The 17,089-nt window shown below is 57.9% G+C and carries 14 protein-coding genes; 4 read left to right on the plus strand and 10 right to left on the minus strand.

Features of this window, described 5'->3' with window-relative positions:
- The gene (locus BFV63_RS16035; RefSeq protein ID WP_048240413.1) at nt 1-4,953 is read right to left on the minus strand and encodes an alpha-2-macroglobulin family protein; all 4,953 of its coding nucleotides are present in this window, start codon (nt 4,951-4,953) and stop codon (nt 1-3) included.
- 286 nt (nt 4,954-5,239) lie between these two features.
- Here BFV63_RS16035 and BFV63_RS16040 point away from each other — a divergent pair, with 286 nt between their 5' ends.
- The 4 genes from BFV63_RS16040 (at nt 5,240) to BFV63_RS16055 (ending at nt 9,869) form a co-directional block, all read left to right on the plus strand.
- Nucleotides 5,240-6,784, plus strand: coding sequence for a PTS transporter subunit EIIC (locus tag BFV63_RS16040; protein ID WP_063155748.1), 1,545 nt, complete (start codon nt 5,240-5,242; stop codon nt 6,782-6,784).
- Nucleotides 6,785-6,796: 12 nt separating this feature from the next.
- A complete protein-coding gene (locus BFV63_RS16045) occupies nt 6,797-8,164 on the plus strand; it encodes a 6-phospho-alpha-glucosidase (protein WP_057059253.1) in 1,368 nt (455 codons plus the stop codon).
- An 89-nt stretch (nt 8,165-8,253) separates the two neighbouring features.
- Nucleotides 8,254-9,099: a 3-mercaptopyruvate sulfurtransferase gene (gene sseA, locus BFV63_RS16050; protein ID WP_017383536.1), complete on the plus strand. Its 846-nt coding sequence runs from the start codon at nt 8,254-8,256 to the stop codon at nt 9,097-9,099.
- Nucleotides 9,099-9,869, plus strand: a complete 771-nt coding sequence (locus tag BFV63_RS16055) for a MurR/RpiR family transcriptional regulator (RefSeq protein WP_015572161.1) — start codon at nt 9,099-9,101, stop codon at nt 9,867-9,869. Before sseA ends, BFV63_RS16055 begins: the two co-directional genes overlap by 1 nt.
- 17 nt (nt 9,870-9,886) lie before the next feature.
- On the opposite strand, the gene sseB is transcribed toward BFV63_RS16055, so the two are convergent.
- The 9 genes from sseB to iscS all read right to left on the minus strand — a co-directional run bounded on the left by sseB (nt 9,887) and on the right by iscS (nt 17,047).
- The gene (gene sseB / locus BFV63_RS16060; protein WP_023325069.1) at nt 9,887-10,663 is read right to left on the minus strand and encodes an enhanced serine sensitivity protein SseB; all 777 of its coding nucleotides are present in this window, start codon (nt 10,661-10,663) and stop codon (nt 9,887-9,889) included.
- Nucleotides 10,664-10,741: 78 nt separating this feature from the next.
- Nucleotides 10,742-12,028, minus strand: coding sequence for an aminopeptidase PepB (gene pepB, locus BFV63_RS16065; protein WP_003860647.1), 1,287 nt, complete (start codon nt 12,026-12,028; stop codon nt 10,742-10,744).
- 60 nt (nt 12,029-12,088) lie between these two features.
- The gene (gene iscX, locus BFV63_RS16070; RefSeq protein WP_003860650.1) at nt 12,089-12,289 is read right to left on the minus strand and encodes a Fe-S cluster assembly protein IscX; all 201 of its coding nucleotides are present in this window, start codon (nt 12,287-12,289) and stop codon (nt 12,089-12,091) included.
- 1 nt (nt 12,290) lies between these two features.
- Nucleotides 12,291-12,626 carry an ISC system 2Fe-2S type ferredoxin gene (gene fdx / locus BFV63_RS16075; protein WP_003860652.1) on the minus strand — a complete coding sequence of 112 codons (336 nt, stop codon included), beginning with the start codon at nt 12,624-12,626 and terminating at the stop codon, nt 12,291-12,293.
- A 1-nt stretch (nt 12,627) separates the two neighbouring features.
- A complete protein-coding gene (gene hscA / locus BFV63_RS16080) occupies nt 12,628-14,478 on the minus strand; it encodes a Fe-S protein assembly chaperone HscA (protein ID WP_050870816.1) in 1,851 nt (616 codons plus the stop codon).
- Between the two features lie 14 nt (nt 14,479-14,492).
- On the minus strand, nt 14,493-15,008 hold the full coding sequence (gene hscB, locus BFV63_RS16085; protein ID WP_032609855.1) for a co-chaperone HscB: 516 nt from the start codon (nt 15,006-15,008) through the stop codon (nt 14,493-14,495).
- Between the two features lie 76 nt (nt 15,009-15,084).
- Nucleotides 15,085-15,408, minus strand: a complete 324-nt coding sequence (gene iscA, locus BFV63_RS16090) for an iron-sulfur cluster assembly protein IscA (RefSeq protein ID WP_003860659.1) — start codon at nt 15,406-15,408, stop codon at nt 15,085-15,087.
- 13 nt (nt 15,409-15,421) lie between these two features.
- Nucleotides 15,422-15,808, minus strand: coding sequence for a Fe-S cluster assembly scaffold IscU (gene iscU / locus BFV63_RS16095; RefSeq protein ID WP_003860661.1), 387 nt, complete (start codon nt 15,806-15,808; stop codon nt 15,422-15,424).
- Nucleotides 15,809-15,832: 24 nt separating this feature from the next.
- Nucleotides 15,833-17,047 (minus strand): cysteine desulfurase, encoded by a 1,215-nt coding sequence (gene iscS, locus BFV63_RS16100; RefSeq protein WP_003860663.1) that lies wholly within the window; start codon nt 17,045-17,047, stop codon nt 15,833-15,835.
- Nucleotides 17,048-17,089 lie beyond the last annotated feature (42 nt).

Here is a 17,089-nt window from a genome sequence, read left to right on the forward strand (position 1 = left end):
TTACGGAACAACGATCAGCGGGCCACTGGCCGCCCCCGTTGCCCGCCACTGCGGAACGTACATGGACTCGACCATCGGAACAGGCACCTGGTAGGTTCCCGGCGTAACGGCACGGGCCAGGTAAACCAGCGTGACCGGCTGACCTTCATTGACCGGCACCGCGGCCACAAAGCGATCGTCGCGGAATTCCATGTGCTGAATATCAGACTGTTGCATCTGATTCAGCAGGTTTTGCACTTCACTGCCGCTGTCCTGCAAGCTGGCACTGCTGCTCGCCAGATTCTGGTTTTCCAGCTCCAGACCTGCCGGGAGCAGATCCACCACCAGCGCATCCGGCACGTTCTGGCTGGCCTTCACTTCCAGCCATACCAGAACCAGTTCACCGCTCTTCAGAGAAGAGAGCGACTTGCTGCTGCCGTCTGTCGCCAGGATATGACGTTCAATCTGCAAGACATTAGAGGATGGCTGAGGCGCATACTCCGGATAGCCAGTAGTGTCCAGTCGTACCCACAGCGGCGTAGTGCCGGTATTCGTCATCTTCAACGCACCAATCTGATCGCCGTTCAGGTTTTCTACCTGCGCTTTATCACTGCTCTGGGTCTGTTCAGAGAGAGAGGTCGTTGCCTGCCACGCACCTGACAAGGTTTGCAGTGATCGTCCGGCCAGGAACAGCGCATTGCTCTCCTGGGTAGACAGCCAGCGCTGGCTGAACGCGTCTTCAGATAACGCGTTCAGCAGCCTGTTTTGCGCATCCGGCAGCAGCTTGTACTCTTCCAGCAGGGAGAGCATCAGGGCATTATCACGCAGCTGGCTGCCGTAATCCGCCATCCAGTTTCGGCTGTCGTTACGGGGTGTTTTGAGAGCCAGATCCAGCGCCTGCTGGCTGCGCGGTGCATCCCCCATCAGTTTGAGTGCCATGCCCAGCTGCATCAACGGAAGCCCGGAAGCAGCCTGAGCGTGGCGCTCCCAGATTTCACGCAGCGCACCGAGCGGCGCTTTTTGCTGACGCGCCAGCACCAGCGAAGCATACGCCTGGACAGCAAATTTGCTGGCCTGGGTGTCGTCGCTGTAGCGGATGGACATCATGCCCGGATCCTGTAAATAGCGCAGCAGTCGGCTGTTGGCGTTATTCACCGCCTCGGCAGGCACGCTGTAACCCTGCTCCCCTGCCCGCACCAGGAAGTCCGTGACATAGGCGGTCAGCCAGTACTCTTCCGGGCCGTTTTTATCCCACAAGGCAAAACCGCCATCGTCACGCTGCATTTGCAGTAGACGGGAGATCCCGATATCAATGGCCGCACGGCGTTTATCGTCGGTATCGCCTTTAATGCCCAGTGCCTTCAGCTGTGCCGCGTTGGTGTAGAGGGACGGGAACAGGCCGCTGGTGGTCTGCTCAAGACATCCATACGGATAGGCCTGAAGTTCACGTATGTAGCGCGCCAGGTTCAAAGGTGGTTTACCGCTGAGCAACAGCTGCCCCTGTAGCGTGGCAGGCGAGAAACCTTCGATATGCTGTGCTGGCGCACTCCAGGATTCGCCAGGATTCAGCATCGTGCCCGTATTCACGGTTTGCGCCGGGAATGCGGGACGCACGCCAATTTTCCAGCTCTTCTGCTGCGGCGCAAACGTCTCACCTGGGAGCTGAAGGCCCGTCACCTGAGCAGTCACTTCCCCATCGCCATAGCCCTCCAGGGCACGCACCGGTATAAACAGGGTGCTACGTGCGCCAGGCGGCAGCTTAACCGGCTCTGGCTGAGCACCTTCGAGCGACAACTTACCGGCTGCGGTTAACGCAATGTTCAGCGTTTGCGGCTGGTCAGTCAGGTTAGTCAGGTCCAGCGTCAGGCGGGAGGTATCGCCACTTGCGAGGAACCGCGGCGTGTTAAGCTCGGTGATAATCGGAGCCGCCACAATGATTTTGCTTTCGCTGCTGCCGAAATCGTCTTCCGTCCAGGCCTGCGCCATCAGACGCAGTTCACCGTTGAAATCGCCAATCGGCATCGTGATGGTACCTTCGCCGTTGGCATCAAGCGTAACCGGCTGCGCCTGCTGGGCAATAATGGTGACATGGTTCACCGGTGGCTTACCGCCGCGTTTCAGTTCATCGCCGTCTCCGCCAAAGCGCAGTGCGGCCAGACGTCCCTGACCTTCAATCACCTGGCCGTAAACATCATAGATGTCCGCGCCATAGCGCTTCTGACCGAAGAAAGCTTGCCACGGATCCGGCGTGACGTAGTCGGTAATGTTCAGCACGCCGCTATCGACAGCCGAGACCAGCACGTTCACCTTCTGTGGCACAGCCCCCTCTTTTACGCTGGCTTTCACTTTCACAGAAAGCGTCTGGTTCGGACGCATTTTTTGCGGGTTATCCAGTGCGATGTTCAGGCGACGATTTTCGTCCCCCATTGGCAGATGCAGCAGGCCAACCGCCCGTTTTGGCGTGGCGGATTTTGATTTATCGCCAGGACGAACCACCAGCGTGCTGAGATAGAGATCGTGACGTTTCCAGGCCTTGTCGACCGGGATAGCGAGATCCAGACCGTTAGCCGGTACGTCGATCTCTTTCCACCACAACGGCCCTTCACTGGACTCGATCATCGCATAGCCCTTGCCTGCGGCCGGCGCGGCGATGTGCAGTTGGATGGTATCGCCTGGCTGATAGGATGGCTTATCCAGTTTCAGCGTCACGCGGTCAGGGCGCGCGGCCCCGGTGCCGTCGCTGTTATCCTGCCAGCTGTAGCCTGCCCAGAAGCGCACGCTGCTGACCATGTCATCAGGGGCTTTCACTTCCAGACGGTATGAGCCCCACTCCACCGGGAAGGTGACTTTACCGGTTTCATCGGCCTTGAGGTTTAGCTCCTGCTCGCCCTCAACCAGATCTTTTTGATCAAACTGAGACTGCCAGCCCTCACTCTCGGACCAGTTCCAGAAGTAGTCACGACGCTCGCGAATCAGTCGTACCTGTAATCCGGAAACGGCCTTTTTGGCTCCGCTGGCATCGGCATAGACGATGTCGAAGCTGGCGTTGCCGTTCTCGTCGACGATCGGCTGGTTGACGGTAGTATCGGTGCGGTAGTCGTAAACCGCCTTGCTGGCGAACTGAGGGCGAATACCCGGCAGCTCAGCCGCCGGCCAGATAGCCTGCTCAGCGCGTCGCGTTACCGGACGCCCACCTGATTCCAGCAGGCTGGCCTGCAAAATCAGTTGCAGCGGCGAGTGCGCCTCTTTCCACTGGCTTTCGGTGGTAACCTGTCCGCGCCCCTGTTCGTCCAGCGTAAGCTGCACTTCATCCAGGCTGCGGCTCAGGTTCTCCTCGGCAATATCACCGAACTGGAAGCCAGGCAGCGCAGGCACCGCGTCACGTAGCGGACGCAGGAAAAGCTGGCCTTGCAGAGAATTGCCGTTAGCTGGCGCGCCGTACAGGTAATAGCCCACAACGTTAAAGTCCACATCCTCCTGCGGGGAAACCGGCGTTTTTTGCCCGGTCAGATTCAGCGCCATACGCTCAGGCATAAAATCTTCGACGTGGAAATCCCACATGCGCTGCTGGTTATCCCCCGTATTCGCGCGAATATGCCACATGCCGGTCTGGGCGCCGCTATCAAGCGAATAGTTGAAGCGATAAAGGCCGTTCTCAGGTTGCACAACGACCGTACGCGCTACCTGGCCGTCCGGACGCAGCACGTCAAGTTTTACCGGCTGCTCGGGAAGCGGTTTGCCATCGCTGTCGCGAAGCAGGCCGTTCAGGATCACCGTTTCACCCGGACGATAGAGATCGCGCGGGCCAAACATAAAGAACTGTTTGCTGTAACCCGGGTTACCGGCGATATCAAACTCCGCCAGATCCAGCGCCGGAAGTTTGAGATCAAGAAGCGTGGTCTGGCCATCTTTACTGGCCAGGATCAGCGCGGCTTCTTTATCGGTTTCCAGTTTCGCATGACCATCGGCGTCGCTGTTCGCCTCGGCCAGAGTCTGCCCTTTATCGTTCAGAAGGGTAATGGTCACGCCTGACTGCGCCGCACCGTTTTCAAGACTCTGGGTGAAGATGTCCAGGCGGTTATGATAACGGTGAGCGGACAGCCCAATATCACTTAAGGTAAAGAGCGTCGCGGCGTTACTGTAGTTATAGTGACCAGCCTGATTCATCACGGCGATATAGACGCCAGACTGCTGGAGCGGCTTAATATCTTTAAGCGGCAGGAGCAGTTTTTCACGCGTGTTGCGCGCCGGGTTGAGGTCGAAACGGCCGGTGTAGACCAGTTCCGCCATCTTCAGCAGATTGTCAGATTCCCAGTTGGTCAGCGAGTTACGGTACTCCCACTGGCTGACAAACGAGGCCAGCGACTCCGGCTTCACGCGATAAAAGTTCACGTCCACATTGTTGACGTTGAGCGCCATCACCGGCAACCCTTCCACCACCTTACCCGGCAGCAGCGAGCCGCGGCTGGCGAATCCGACCGTCGGTTCAACATCCCGGGTGGTAATCGCTTTTTCATAGTCAATGCCGAATGTCGCTTTGTTCAGCGCCAGCAAATCACGTTCGACGGTGACAACCAGATTACGATTCGGCTCCAGATGGCGCAGGCGCAGCTCTTTCAGATTGGGGGCCAGTTCCCAGGCGCCGTCCACTTTGCCGCTTTTTTTATCCACCACATGTACCGTTTTCGCAAAATCCTGGCTGGGATCCAGCGGTACAGAGAAGGTCAGAACCAGCGTCGCGGCGCCGTCGAGTTGCACTTCAGAGGCATCCAGCAGCGTCAACGCCTTACCCTGACTCTGCGCGGCCAGCTTAGCCAGCTTTTCAGGATCCGGTGTCGCCGGGGTTTTCTGTTCTGATGCAGTAGACGCTGCGGGGGCAGCGGCCTGAGGTTTGTCGTCGCTGTTATCACAGCCGACAAGCGTAAAGGTGGTGAGCAGCGCGAGAGAGATCGCAGCTAAGCGAAACGGTTTCATCCTGTGTCCCTGGCCTGAGGGGCCTGTTGGTCATCGTCCGGATAAGTATTATCCGCAAGTTTCGTTAATACAAAAAGTCCAATTTTATAATCTGGAAAGCACCTCGCAGAATGGCATCACGCCGCTACGCCGTGATGGAACCGCGATCACAGCGCATAACGTTACATGTTACCTTTCACGTCATTTGTTTTTAAAACAAGAAGATAGCTGGATAAGCTCGCATCAGGCCTGCTAGTTTTATGACCATGACGCACCCTGAGTGCGCGGTTCAATAAGAGAGAAAGCCATGAAACGAGCCGTGAACGCCCTACAAAATTTCGGAAAATCACTTTACGGACCTGTACTTATCTTACCCATCGTCGGCCTGTTTATCGCCTTTGGGAATGTGCTGGGTAACGGCAATCTGGCCGAGTACCTGCCGTTTCTTGGCCACCCGCTGATCCAGAGTGTCGGCCAGCTGATCGCCAAGTCTGCCGTGTCGGTGCTGGTCAACCTGGCGCTGGTGTTTGCCGTTGGGATCCCCATTGGACTGGCAACCCGAGACAAAGGCTACGCGGCGCTGATTGGGCTGGTAACTTTTATCGTGTTTATCAATGCCATGAACGTGACGTTACAGCTTCAGGGGGAACTGGCCCCTGCGGAACAGATGAAAGCCGCCGGACAAAGCATGGTGCTGGGCGTCCAGGTGCTGGAAATGGGCGTTTTCGCCGGGATCCTGACCGGGGCGCTCTCCGGTTATCTGTACAACAAATATTCCGGTGTCCAGTTTAACGGCGCGATGGCGATTTACTCCGGCCACTGCTTTGTCGCGATTGTAATGCTGCCTGTCTCTATGCTGCTCGGCGTGATCATGAGCGAACTCTGGCCGTACGCACAGCATGGAATTAGCGCCCTGGCGCTGGCGATCAAAGCGTCCGGTCCGTTTGGCGTGGCGATCTACGGTTTCCTTGAACGCATTCTGGTGCCGACGGGCCTGCATCATCTGGTCTATACGCCGTTCCTGTATACCGAACTGGGCGGTACGCAGGAGGTGTGCGGTACGGCTTACCAGGGCGCGCGCAATATCTACTTCGCCGAGATGGCCTGCCCGGACGTGAAGCAGCTCAGCAGTACCGTGGTGTGGGATGCGCGCGGCATCAGCAAGATGTTCGGCCTTCCTGCCGCCGCGCTGGCGATGTACATGACCGCGAAGCCAGAGCGTAAAGCGATTGCGAAAGCGATTCTGATCCCGGCGGCGCTGACCTCGCTGCTGGTCGGCGTAACCGAGCCGATTGAGTTCTCCTTCCTGTTTGTCGCCCCGCTGCTGTTCGTGGTGCATGCGGTGCTGACCGGTATCGGCATGATGCTGTTCTCGCTGTTTGGCGTTCACGCCATCGGCGCCAACGGGATTATCGATTTCATCCTCTACAACCTGCCGCTCGGCACGGAGAAGTCCAACTGGCCCATGTACATCGTGGTCGGGCTGATCATGTTCGCCCTTTATTTTGTGGTGTTCCGCTTCCTTATCCTGCGCTTCAACATGAAAACGCCGGGGCGTGAAGATGAGGACCAGGAGACACGCCTTTACAGCAAGCAGGAGTACCAGGCGAAGGGCAATAACGACGGGCTGGGCGAATCGATCGTTGTGGGTCTGGGCGGTCGGGAAAATATAGAGGTAGTGGATAACTGCTACACCCGCTTACGCGTCACGGTGAAGGACGTCGCCATCATCGACGAACCGCGCCTGAAAGCGACCGGCGCGAAAGGGATTATCAAACAAGGTAACAACGTTCAGGTGGTCTACGGGCTGCATGTCAAAAAAATGCGAGAAGCCGTTGAGACGTTTCTCTGAAAGGAGCTAAAGATGTTTACACCCCCATTTATTCTGTCGATTGCCGGCGGCGGTAGCACTTACACGCCAGGTATTGTGAAAAGCCTGATGGTGCGTCTGCACGATTTCCCTCTGGCAGAGATCCGCCTGTATGACATTGACGAGGCGCGCCAGAACACCATCGCGCCCGTGGTGGAGAAGGTTATTCGCGACCACAGCCAGAGCATCAAATTTACGGTCACCAGCGACCCAGAAGTGGCCTTTAGCGGCGCGCATTTTGTCTTCGCCCAGATGCGCGTCGGGCAGTACAAGATGCGCGAGCAGGATGAAAAAATTCCGCTGCGTCACGGCGTGGTGGGCCAGGAAACCTGCGGCCCCGGCGGGCTGGCCTACGGCCTGCGCACGATCCTGCCGATGGTGGAGCTTATCGATCTGGTCGATCGCTACGCGCACGAGAAAGCCTGGATCGTGAACTACTCCAACCCGGCGGCGATTGTCGCTGAGGGTGTGCGTCGCCTGCGCCCCAACGCACGCGTGCTGAACATCTGCGATATGCCGGTTGCCGCGATGCGCAATATGGGTGCCATTCTGGGCGTGGATCGTCATAAACTGGAGGTGGACTATTTTGGCCTAAACCACTTCGGCTGGTTTACCCGCGTGCTGGTGGACGGCGAAGACAAGCTCCCGGCGCTGCGTAAGCATATCGCGAAGTTTGGCCTGCTGACGGAAGATGCCGCAAAAACCGACCCGCAGCATTCCGATCCGTCATGGGTGAAAACCTGGCGCAACATCAAGCCGATTATGGATAACTTCCCGGAGTACCTGCCGAACCCGTATCTACAGTACTACCTGATGCCAAACCAGATTGTGGAGCATCAAAACCCGGACTATACCCGCGCCAACGAAGTGATGAACGGGCGCGAGAAAAAGCTGTTCGCCGCCGCCGAAGAGTACCAGCGCAGCGGGATCTTACCGGACGCCTTCCACGTAGGTGTTCACGGCGAATTTATCGTCGATGTCGCCTGCTCGCTGGCATTCAACCTGCGCCAACGCCATCTGGTGATGGTGGAAAACCGCGGGGCGATTACCAACCTGCCGTACGATGCGGTGGTGGAAGTGCCTGCCTATATCACTTCCGAAGGGCCGGAGCCTGTCCGCGTGGGTCAGGTGCCGCTGTTCCACCAGACGCTCCTGCAACAGCAGCTGGCCTCTGAACAGCTGCTGGTTGAGGCAACCATCGAAGGCAGCTACGAGAAAGCGTTGCAGGCGTTCACTCTGAACCGCACCGTGCCAACCATGGAGCACGCGAAAGCGATTCTGGATGAGATGATCGAAGCCAACCGCGACTACTGGCCTGCGCTGCAAAAGGCCTGGCAGGACGGTGAAGCGGTGAAAAAATAGGGGCTTGCTCGCGAGTTGAACGTGGTTAGCTTGTCGGTGTCAGAAAAAACACCGACAATCCTTTTTTACGGAAAAGAATGGAGGCAACCATGTCCACCTCATATTTTGTCGCTGCCGACTGGCTGATTGAGCACGGCGACGACCCGGAAGTTCAGATTATCGACGCGCGCATGGCCCCTCCGGGCCAGGAGCATCGTGACGTTCCCGCTGAATACCGGGCAGGGCACCTGCCTGGCGCGGTATTTTTTGATATCGAAGCCCTCTCCGATCACACCTCTCCCCTGCCGCACATGCTGCCTCGCCCGGAAGCGTTTTCCGTGGCGATGCGCGAGCTGGGCATCAGCAAAGATAAACATCTTGTTGTTTACGATGAAGGTAATCTGTTTTCCGCGCCGCGAGCGTGGTGGATGCTGAAAAACTTCGGCGTGGAAAAGGTATCGATTCTGGCGGGCGGACTTGCAGGCTGGAAGCGCGACGAACTACCGCTTCAGCAGGGTGACGTCACGCTGCCGGAAGGGGAATTTGATGCCACGTTTGACGCTAACGTGGTCAAGCGCCTGACCGACGTGCTGGTCGTGAGCCACGAAAACACGGCGCAAATCGTCGATGCGCGTCCCGCTCCACGTTTCAACGCAGAAGCGGACGAGCCGCGACCGGGACTGAAACGAGGACATATCCCGGGGGCGCTGAACGTGCCGTGGGGCGATCTGGTGTTTGAAGGCGAGCTGAAAACCACCGATGAATTGCGTGCCATTTTTGAACGTCAGGGCGTGGATTTGCATCGTCCGGTTATTGCAAGCTGCGGCTCCGGCGTAACGGCCTGCGTGGTGATCCTGGCGCTGGCAACCCTTGGCGCAAATGACGTGACCCTGTACGACGGCGCCTGGAGTGAATGGGGTGCACGAGACGATCTGCCGGTTGAACCGGCGAAATAATGGATAACCGCCTGGCAACGCTGTTAACGCGCGGGTCGTCGCTGACCCGCGCGGAGTATCGCGTCCTCGCCCACCTCACTGAGCATCCATTGCTGGTGGGCAACATCACGGTGCGCGAGCTGGCGCAGGCGACATTTGTCTCTACCGCGACGATTATGCGGCTGTGCCAGAAGCTGGGGTTTAGCGGCTTTAGCGAGTTTATCTGGCACTGCAAGCAGCTGCTTTCTGACACGCCGCATATCACCGTACAGCCTGAGCAACATGCGGAAATGCCCGCGCTTTTTACCCGGTTCGTTGCCAACTATCAGCAGACCTTCCAGTGGGTCACTCAGGACAAACGCCAGCAGTTTGCCAGCCTGCTGCGCCAGAAAGAGAGCTTCTTTCTCTACGGCGCCGGGTTTTCGTACCTTTTTGCCGAGTACCTGACCAAGAAGTTGCAGGTGCTAGGAAAAACGGCGTTCATCTCCGGGCCGGGAGACAGCCGGAATATTTTTCTCAGCAACGCCGCGCGCTATCAGGTGTTTATTGCCGTTTCACGCAGCGGCGAAACGGAGCAGGTACTGGATAAAGCGCGGATCGCCAAAAACGTCGGCATGACGATCGTCGCGTTTACCCGCGCGTCGGCCAATACGCTGGCGGGTATGGCGGACGTGCATTTTGCTCTCTATGACGAAGCGGTACATTTCGCCGCCGAAGCCGCAGGTGTGACGTCGTTTGAGTCGAATCTGGTGCTGCTGATGGATTTACTGCTGCTGGAAGCAACGGGGTGAAGATCACCCCGCTGTAATCAGATAATGCGGTTGGTCTTAAGATCGCGCAGGAAGCCGCCCCAGCGACGCTCGTAGAACGGGGTGATGTGCTCGGTAATAAAGTGGCTGATCCCCTTCTCACCTTTCTTCACCTGACAGATATCAATCGGCTCATCGCCCGGCAGGGTGTCGGTCGCCACGCTTCCCGCCGCCTGGATGATCTCGTCGATATCGCCGTCGGCCTCAATCCCTATCAGCAGAACAGGCTTTTCGTCAGCGCTCTCTTTGATGGAGCAGAGAAACGCGCGTTTTACCGGCTTGATGGTTTTAAACAGCGTGGTCAGGGAGTCAATCATCTGCGCGGGCGGCTCGGCCACTTCAGACAGCAGCAGCGTTTCGCCCCCTTCCAGCACCTCCTGAGTGCTGAGCGGGTTGCCCTCGTCACCAATCAGGTGGCTGATTTCGCGCGGAGTAAACTCTTTCCCGGTCGGCAGTTTGGCGTTGAGGAACAGCGTCTGCCCCAGGGTCATTTCGAACAACGTGCGCACCGGCATCACCACGAACGCCTGTTCGTCTTCTACCGCTTCCTGCAAGGCCTCGAGCGAGGTAAAGAACGGGATCACCGACGTGCCGTCGTCTTTCTCCCAGTGCAGCAGATCCAGCGCGCTGTCTTCGACAACCTGCTCCCCTTCCGCTGCGGTGCCCGGCACCCAGACGGTGGATTCCAGCAGCGTGCGGAAAAAGGCCGGACGGTGGGCGGGCTCGGTCGCCGCCTGCTCCAACAGGGTTTCTAATTCGTTTTTGGTTTCTGACATAACAATTCCAGATGTCGAATTTCCCCCTCACCCCTGCCCTCTCCCATGGGGAGAGGGTTAGGGTGAGGGCAAAGAGCATTACTCAGCCGTCAGCAGGTTCGCTACGGTACGCACGCCCAGACCGGTCGCACCCGCAGACCACTGCTCAACCGCCGCTTTACGGTAGGTTGCGGAGCAGTCAATGTGCAGCCAGCCTTCATGGTAGTTCTCAACGAAGTGAGACAGGAAGCCTGCTGCGGTGCTTGCCCCCGCCGGGTACGCTGCGCTCGCGGTGTTGTTCAGCTCGGCGAAGTTAGACGGCAGCTGGCTGCGGTGGAACTCGGCCAGCGGCAGACGCCAGAACGGTTCGTTTTCCGCCGCCGCGCTGGCCAGCAGGCGAGCGGCCAGCTTGTCGTCGAAGCTGAACAGGGCGTGATAGTCATTACCCAGGGCAGTTTTCGCCGCGCCGGTCAGGGTCGCCATGTCGATAATCAGCTCCGGCTTCTGCGCAGAGGCGTCGATCAGGCCATCGGCCAGCACCAGACGGCCTTCGGCGTCGGTGTTCATCACCTCAACGTTTTTACCGTTGCGGTAGCGAATGATGTCGCCCAGCTTGAAGGCGTTGCCGCTCACCATGTTGTCCGCGCAGCACAGGTAGAGCTTCACGCGCTTGTTCAGGCCACGGGTGATGGCGAAGGCCAGCGCGCCGGTAATGGTCGCCGCGCCGCCCATGTCGGACTTCATGGAGTCCATGAATGCGCTCTGCTTCAGGCTGTAGCCGCCGGTGTCGAAGGTGATGCCTTTCCCGACCAGACAGGCAAAGACCGGGGCTTCTTTGTCGCCGGTTGGGTTGTAATCCAGCGCCAGCAGGACCGGAGGACGCTCTGAGCCACGGCCCACGGTGTGGATACCCATGTAGTTCTGCTCGCGCAGGTCTTCCCCTTTAGTGATGCGGTAGGACATCTTTTCGCCCGCCACACCGCACAGCAGGTCAACGGCGCGCTGCGCCAGCTGTTCCGGCCCCAGCTCTTCCGCCGGTGCGTTAATGGTGTCGCGCACCCAGTCGATAATGTTCAGGCGGCTTTCCAGCTCTTTCTGACCGGCTTCGTCGAGGTTCGCCCACTCAATTTTACGGGTGCCTTTCGGCCCTTTGTAGCCTGCCCAGAACGCCCAGCTGCGGTCGGTGTCCCAACCTTCCCCTTCCAGCGACACATGCTTAATGCCAAGGCCGTCAATCTTACGCGCGGCGCGCTGGATCAGGCCCAAATCATCGTTGCCCGTCAGGTGCAGGGTAATGCCGTCGTTATTAATGCTGTAGGTGGCTTTCTCGCCCCAGCGCGCGTCGGCAGGCTGATTCGAGAGCGTAATCTTCATCGCTTCGGTCATTTTATTTATCCTTATTAGCAACTAGCAAACGGGCCGCCTGAAGGCAGCCCGTTTTGTTATTTATTCTGCTTCATCTAACCAGACTAACAGAATCGCCTCCAGAATTTTTTCATTGGATGCGTTAGGATCGTCGTCGAAATCCTCTAAATCGCAGATCCACTGGTGCATGTCGGTGAATCGTACGGTCTTCGGATCGAGATCCGGGTTCGCGTCGTAGAGCGCTTCGCCGATTTCACGGCTGTCTGTCCACTTCAGTCCCATATTAGTGCTCGCGTGCGTGGTTGATGGTGTAGCGTGGGAACTCCACGACCAGATCTTCATCGGTCACCGCGGCCTGGCAGCTTAAGCGGCTGTCTGGCTCCAGACCCCATGCTTTATCCAGCATGTCGTCTTCGTCTTCGGTGCTCTCGGCGAGAGAGTCGAAACCTTCACGCACGATGCAGTGGCAGGTGGTGCAGGCACAGGATTTTTCACAGGCGTGTTCCACTTCGATACCTGCACGCAGGGCTACATCGAGAATGGTTTCACCGGTCTTCGCTTCCAGAACAGCACCATCCGGACAGAGGTCCGCATGAGGCAAAATTACAATCTTTGGCATATTAAACCTCGTCCACGGACTGGCCTTTCAGCGCGACGCGGACAGATTTGTCCATGCGGCGAGCAGCGAAGTCCTGGGTTTGTTTATCAACGTTTTTAATGGCTTCTTCTATCGCGTCAGCGTCATTGCCTTCGGCCACGGCGCTTAAGCGCGCGGCAGCGTCGTCAATCACCTGGCGCTCAGCGGCGCTTAACAGCGCGGCATCGGCAGCGAGCGCCCCGTTCAGGCTTTCCAGCACGCGTGCGGCTTCAACTTTTTGTTCAGCCAGCATACGCGCCTTCACATCCTGCTCGGCGTAGCTCATTGAATCCTGGATCATGGAGGCGATTTCGCCATCGGTCAGGCCGTAGGACGGCTTCACCTGGATGGATGATTCCACGCCGGTGGATTTTTCCATCGCCGTCACGCTCAGCAGGCCATCCGCATCAACCTGGAAGGTGACGCGAATATGCGCCCCGCCAGCTGGCAGCGCCGGGATGCCGCGCAGCGCAAAGCGCGCCAGGGAGCGGCAGTCCTGCACCAGCTCACGCTCGCCCTGCATCACGTGGATGGACATCGCGGTCTGGCCGTCTTTAAAGGTGGTGAACTCCTGCGCACGCGCCACCGGAATGGTGGTGTTACGCGGGATCACTTTCTCCACCAGGCCGCCCATGGTTTCTAAACCGAGAGACAGCGGGATGACGTCCAGCAGCAGCATTTCGCTGTCCGGCTTGTTGCCGACCAGAATATCGGCCTGGATAGCGGCGCCGACGGCAACCACTTTGTCCGGGTCGATAGAGGTCAACGGCGTGCGGCCAAAGAATTCCCCCACGCGCTCGCGTACCAGCGGCACGCGGGTTGAGCCGCCAACCATGACCACTTCCAGCACCTCGTTAGCCTCAACGCCTGCATCCTTCAATGCGCGACGGCAGGCCAGCAGGGTACGCTTAACCAGAGGCGCAATCAGTTCGCTGAACCGATCGCGGGTAATCTCACCCTGCCAGCCTGCGACGTTCACGCTGACGGACTGTGCATCGCTCAGGGCGATTTTGGCGTCGATGGCCGCATCCAGCAGTTCACGCTGCACGTGCGCATCGCTGCGATCGCTGATGCCCGCCTGCTCGCGGATGTAATCTGCCAGCAGATGGTCGAAGTCATCGCCGCCGAGCGCGGAATCTCCGCCGGTCGCCAGCACTTCGAACACGCCGCGGCTCAGGCGCAGGATTGAGATATCGAACGTCCCGCCGCCGAGATCGTAAACCGCGATCACCCCTTCCTGACCGGAGTCGAGGCCGTAGGCAATCGCCGCCGCCGTCGGTTCGTTCAGCAGACGCAGCACGTGCAAGCCCGCCAGACGCGCGGCGTCTTTGGTGCCCTGACGCTGTGCATCGTCGAAATAGGCCGGAACGGTGATCACCACGCCGTCCAGATCGCCGCCGAGCGTCGCTGTGGCGCGTGCCGCCAGCGCTTTAAGGATGTCAGCAGAAACGCGAATCGGGTTCAGCAAACCGGCTGACGTCGCGATCATCGGCAGGCCGTTTTCGCTGGCCTGTAGCTGATACGGCAGATGCGGGTAACGGGTCTGGATATCAGCCAGCGAGCGGCCCATCATGCGCTTAACCGAGCTGATGGTATTGGCCGGATCGCGCGCGGCGTTAGCGCGGGCATCAAACCCGACCGCGTGACCCTGCTGCTGGTAGTGGACTACGGAAGGCAGCAGATGGCGCCCCTGCTCGTCAGCCAGCGTTTCCGCCTGGCCGCTGCGCACGGTCGCCACGAGGGAATTGGTGGTGCCCAGGTCAATACCGACCGCCAGACGACGCTGGTGCGGTGCGGCACTTAAGCCAGGCTCACTAATTTGTAATAAGGCCATAATTGCTTCCGAAATTAAAAATCGAGCAGCTTTTCTTCGAGTTGTTCAGCACTGCTTCGCAGTTTATCGAGAAAACGGAGTTTGCGCACAGTGTCTGCCGCCACGTCCCAGGTCTCGTTGTTCAGTTGCTCCACCATCTGCTGATGGCGGGTATCGAACATACCCTTTACGCGCGTGATAAAGCTTTCCAGGCGCGCTTCGTCTTTAGCCTGTTCAATTTCATCCAGCTCTTCGCGCAGCTCCAGCTGTTCCATCAGAAAGGCGGCGTCGCGCACGGTATGCTGTTCGCTCGCCAGATCGAAACCGTGAAGCGAGAGCAGATATTCTGCACGCGCCAGCGGATGACGCAGCGTTTGCCAGGCCTGGTTGATGGTGGCGGAGTGTGATACCGCAGCCAGTTGCTCTGCCTGCGTCCCGCTGGCGAATTTATCCGGATGGTACTGACGCTGGAGATCCTGAAAACGGACCGTCAGCGCCTGGAGATCGATCGGGTATTGAGCGGGTAGTCCGAAGAGAGTGAAGTAATCCATAACAATCTCAGGGGTAGCCTGTTAGAACAAACCCCACGCGTAGCAAAGCCACGGTGGGGTTTCGGATGACGCGCGGTTAAACGTGGAAGCTTTCGCCGCAACCACACTCGTCTTTGACGTTCGGGTTCGTGAATTTGAACCCTTCGTTCAGGCCTTCTTTTACGAAGTCCAGCTGAGTGCCGTTGAGGAATTGCAGGCTTTTGCCATCGACCACCACCTTCACGCCCTTGTCTTCAAACACGGTGTCATCAGACGCCGGTTCGTCAACAAACTCCAGTACGTAAGCCATACCAGAACAGCCGGAGGTACGTACGCCCAGTCGCAGGCCAAAGCCTTTACCACGGTTCGCCAGAAAAGAGCTTACTCGCGCGGCAGCGCTGTCGCTAAGGGTAATCGACATACTCAAACCTCAATTATTTTGCTTCACGTTTGCTTTTGTAATCCGCAATGGCGGCTTTGATCGCGTCTTCTGCCAGAATTGAGCAGTGAATTTTCACCGGCGGCAGTTCGAGTTCTTCAGCAATATCCGTGTTCTTGATTGCCTGTGCTTCGTCCAGAGACTTGCCCTTCACCCATTCGGTGACCAGGGAGCTGGACGCGATAGCAGAACCGCAGCCGTAGGTCTTGAAGCGCGCGTCTTCAATGATACCTTCATTGTTGACTTTGATCTGCAACTTCATCACGTCGCCACATGCTGGCGCACCGACCATGCCGCTACCAACAGATTCGTCGCTGTTGTCAAAAGAGCCAACGTTGCGCGGGTTTTCGTAATGATCGATGACTTTTTCGCTGTATGCCATGATTGAATTCTCCTTATGTACCGATTAGTGATGTGACCATTCAATGCTGTTCAGATCCACGCCCTGCTTGAACATTTCCCACAGTGGAGAAAGGTCGCGCAGACGGCCGATGGAGTTACGAACCAGCTTGATGGTGTAGTCAATCTCTTCTTCGGTAGTAAAACGACCTAAAGAGAAACGGATAGAGCTGTGTGCCAGCTCGTCAGTCATACCCAGCGCGCGCAGTACGTAGGATGGCTCCAGGCTTGCAGAGGTACAGGCAGAGCCGGAAGAAACGGCCAGGTCTTTCAGCGCCATGATCAGCGACTCGCCTTCAACATAGTTGAAGCTGACGTTGAGGATGTTCGGCGCGCCCTGCTCGAGATCGCCGTTCAGATACACTTCTTCCATATCTTTCACGCCGTCCCACAGACGGTTACGCAGCGTGCGCAGGCGTGCCATCTCGGTTTCCATCTCTTCTTTTGCAATGCGGTAGGCTTCGCCCATGCCCACGATCTGGTGAACAGGCAGCGTACCGGAACGCATGCCGCGCTCGTGACCGCCGCCGTGCATCTGTGCTTCGATGCGAATACGTGGCTTACGACGAACGTACAGCGCGCCGATACCTTTCGGACCATAGATTTTGTGACCGGAGAAGGACATCAGGTCCACTTTCAGCTGGCTCAGGTCGATAGGCAGTTTGCCCACGCTCTGGGTCGCGTCCACGTGGTAGATGATACCGCGCGCGCGGCACATTTCGCCGATGGTCGCGATGTCTTGTACCACGCCGATTTCGTTGTTGACGTGCATGATGGAGACCAGAATGGTGTCATCACGCATCGCCGCTTCGAGCTCTTTCAGATCGATAATGCCGTTGCTCTGTGGCGCCAGATAGGTGACTTCGAACCCTTCACGCTCCAGCTGACGGCAGGTGTCCAGCACGGCTTTGTGTTCGGTTTTGCTGGTGATGATGTGCTTGCCTTTTTTCTGATAAAAGTTGGCTGCACCCTTAATCGCCAGGTTGTCGGATTCGGTCGCACCGGAGGTGAAAACAATTTCACGCGGGTCGGCACCGACCAGGTCAGCAATCTGATTACGGGCGATATCAACCGCCTCTTCAGCATGCCAGCCAAAACGGTGTGAACGGGAAGCTGGGTTACCAAAGTTTCCGTCCAGGGTCAGACACTGCATCATTTTCTCGGCAACACGCGGGTCCACCGGCGTGGTTGCGGAGTAATCGAGATAAATCGGTAATTTCATTGCTCTATAAACTCCGTACATCGCTTCAATGCAAGGAATCAG

This window comes from Enterobacter hormaechei subsp. xiangfangensis (assembly GCF_001729785.1).
Classification (GTDB): domain Bacteria; phylum Pseudomonadota; class Gammaproteobacteria; order Enterobacterales; family Enterobacteriaceae; genus Enterobacter; species Enterobacter hormaechei_C.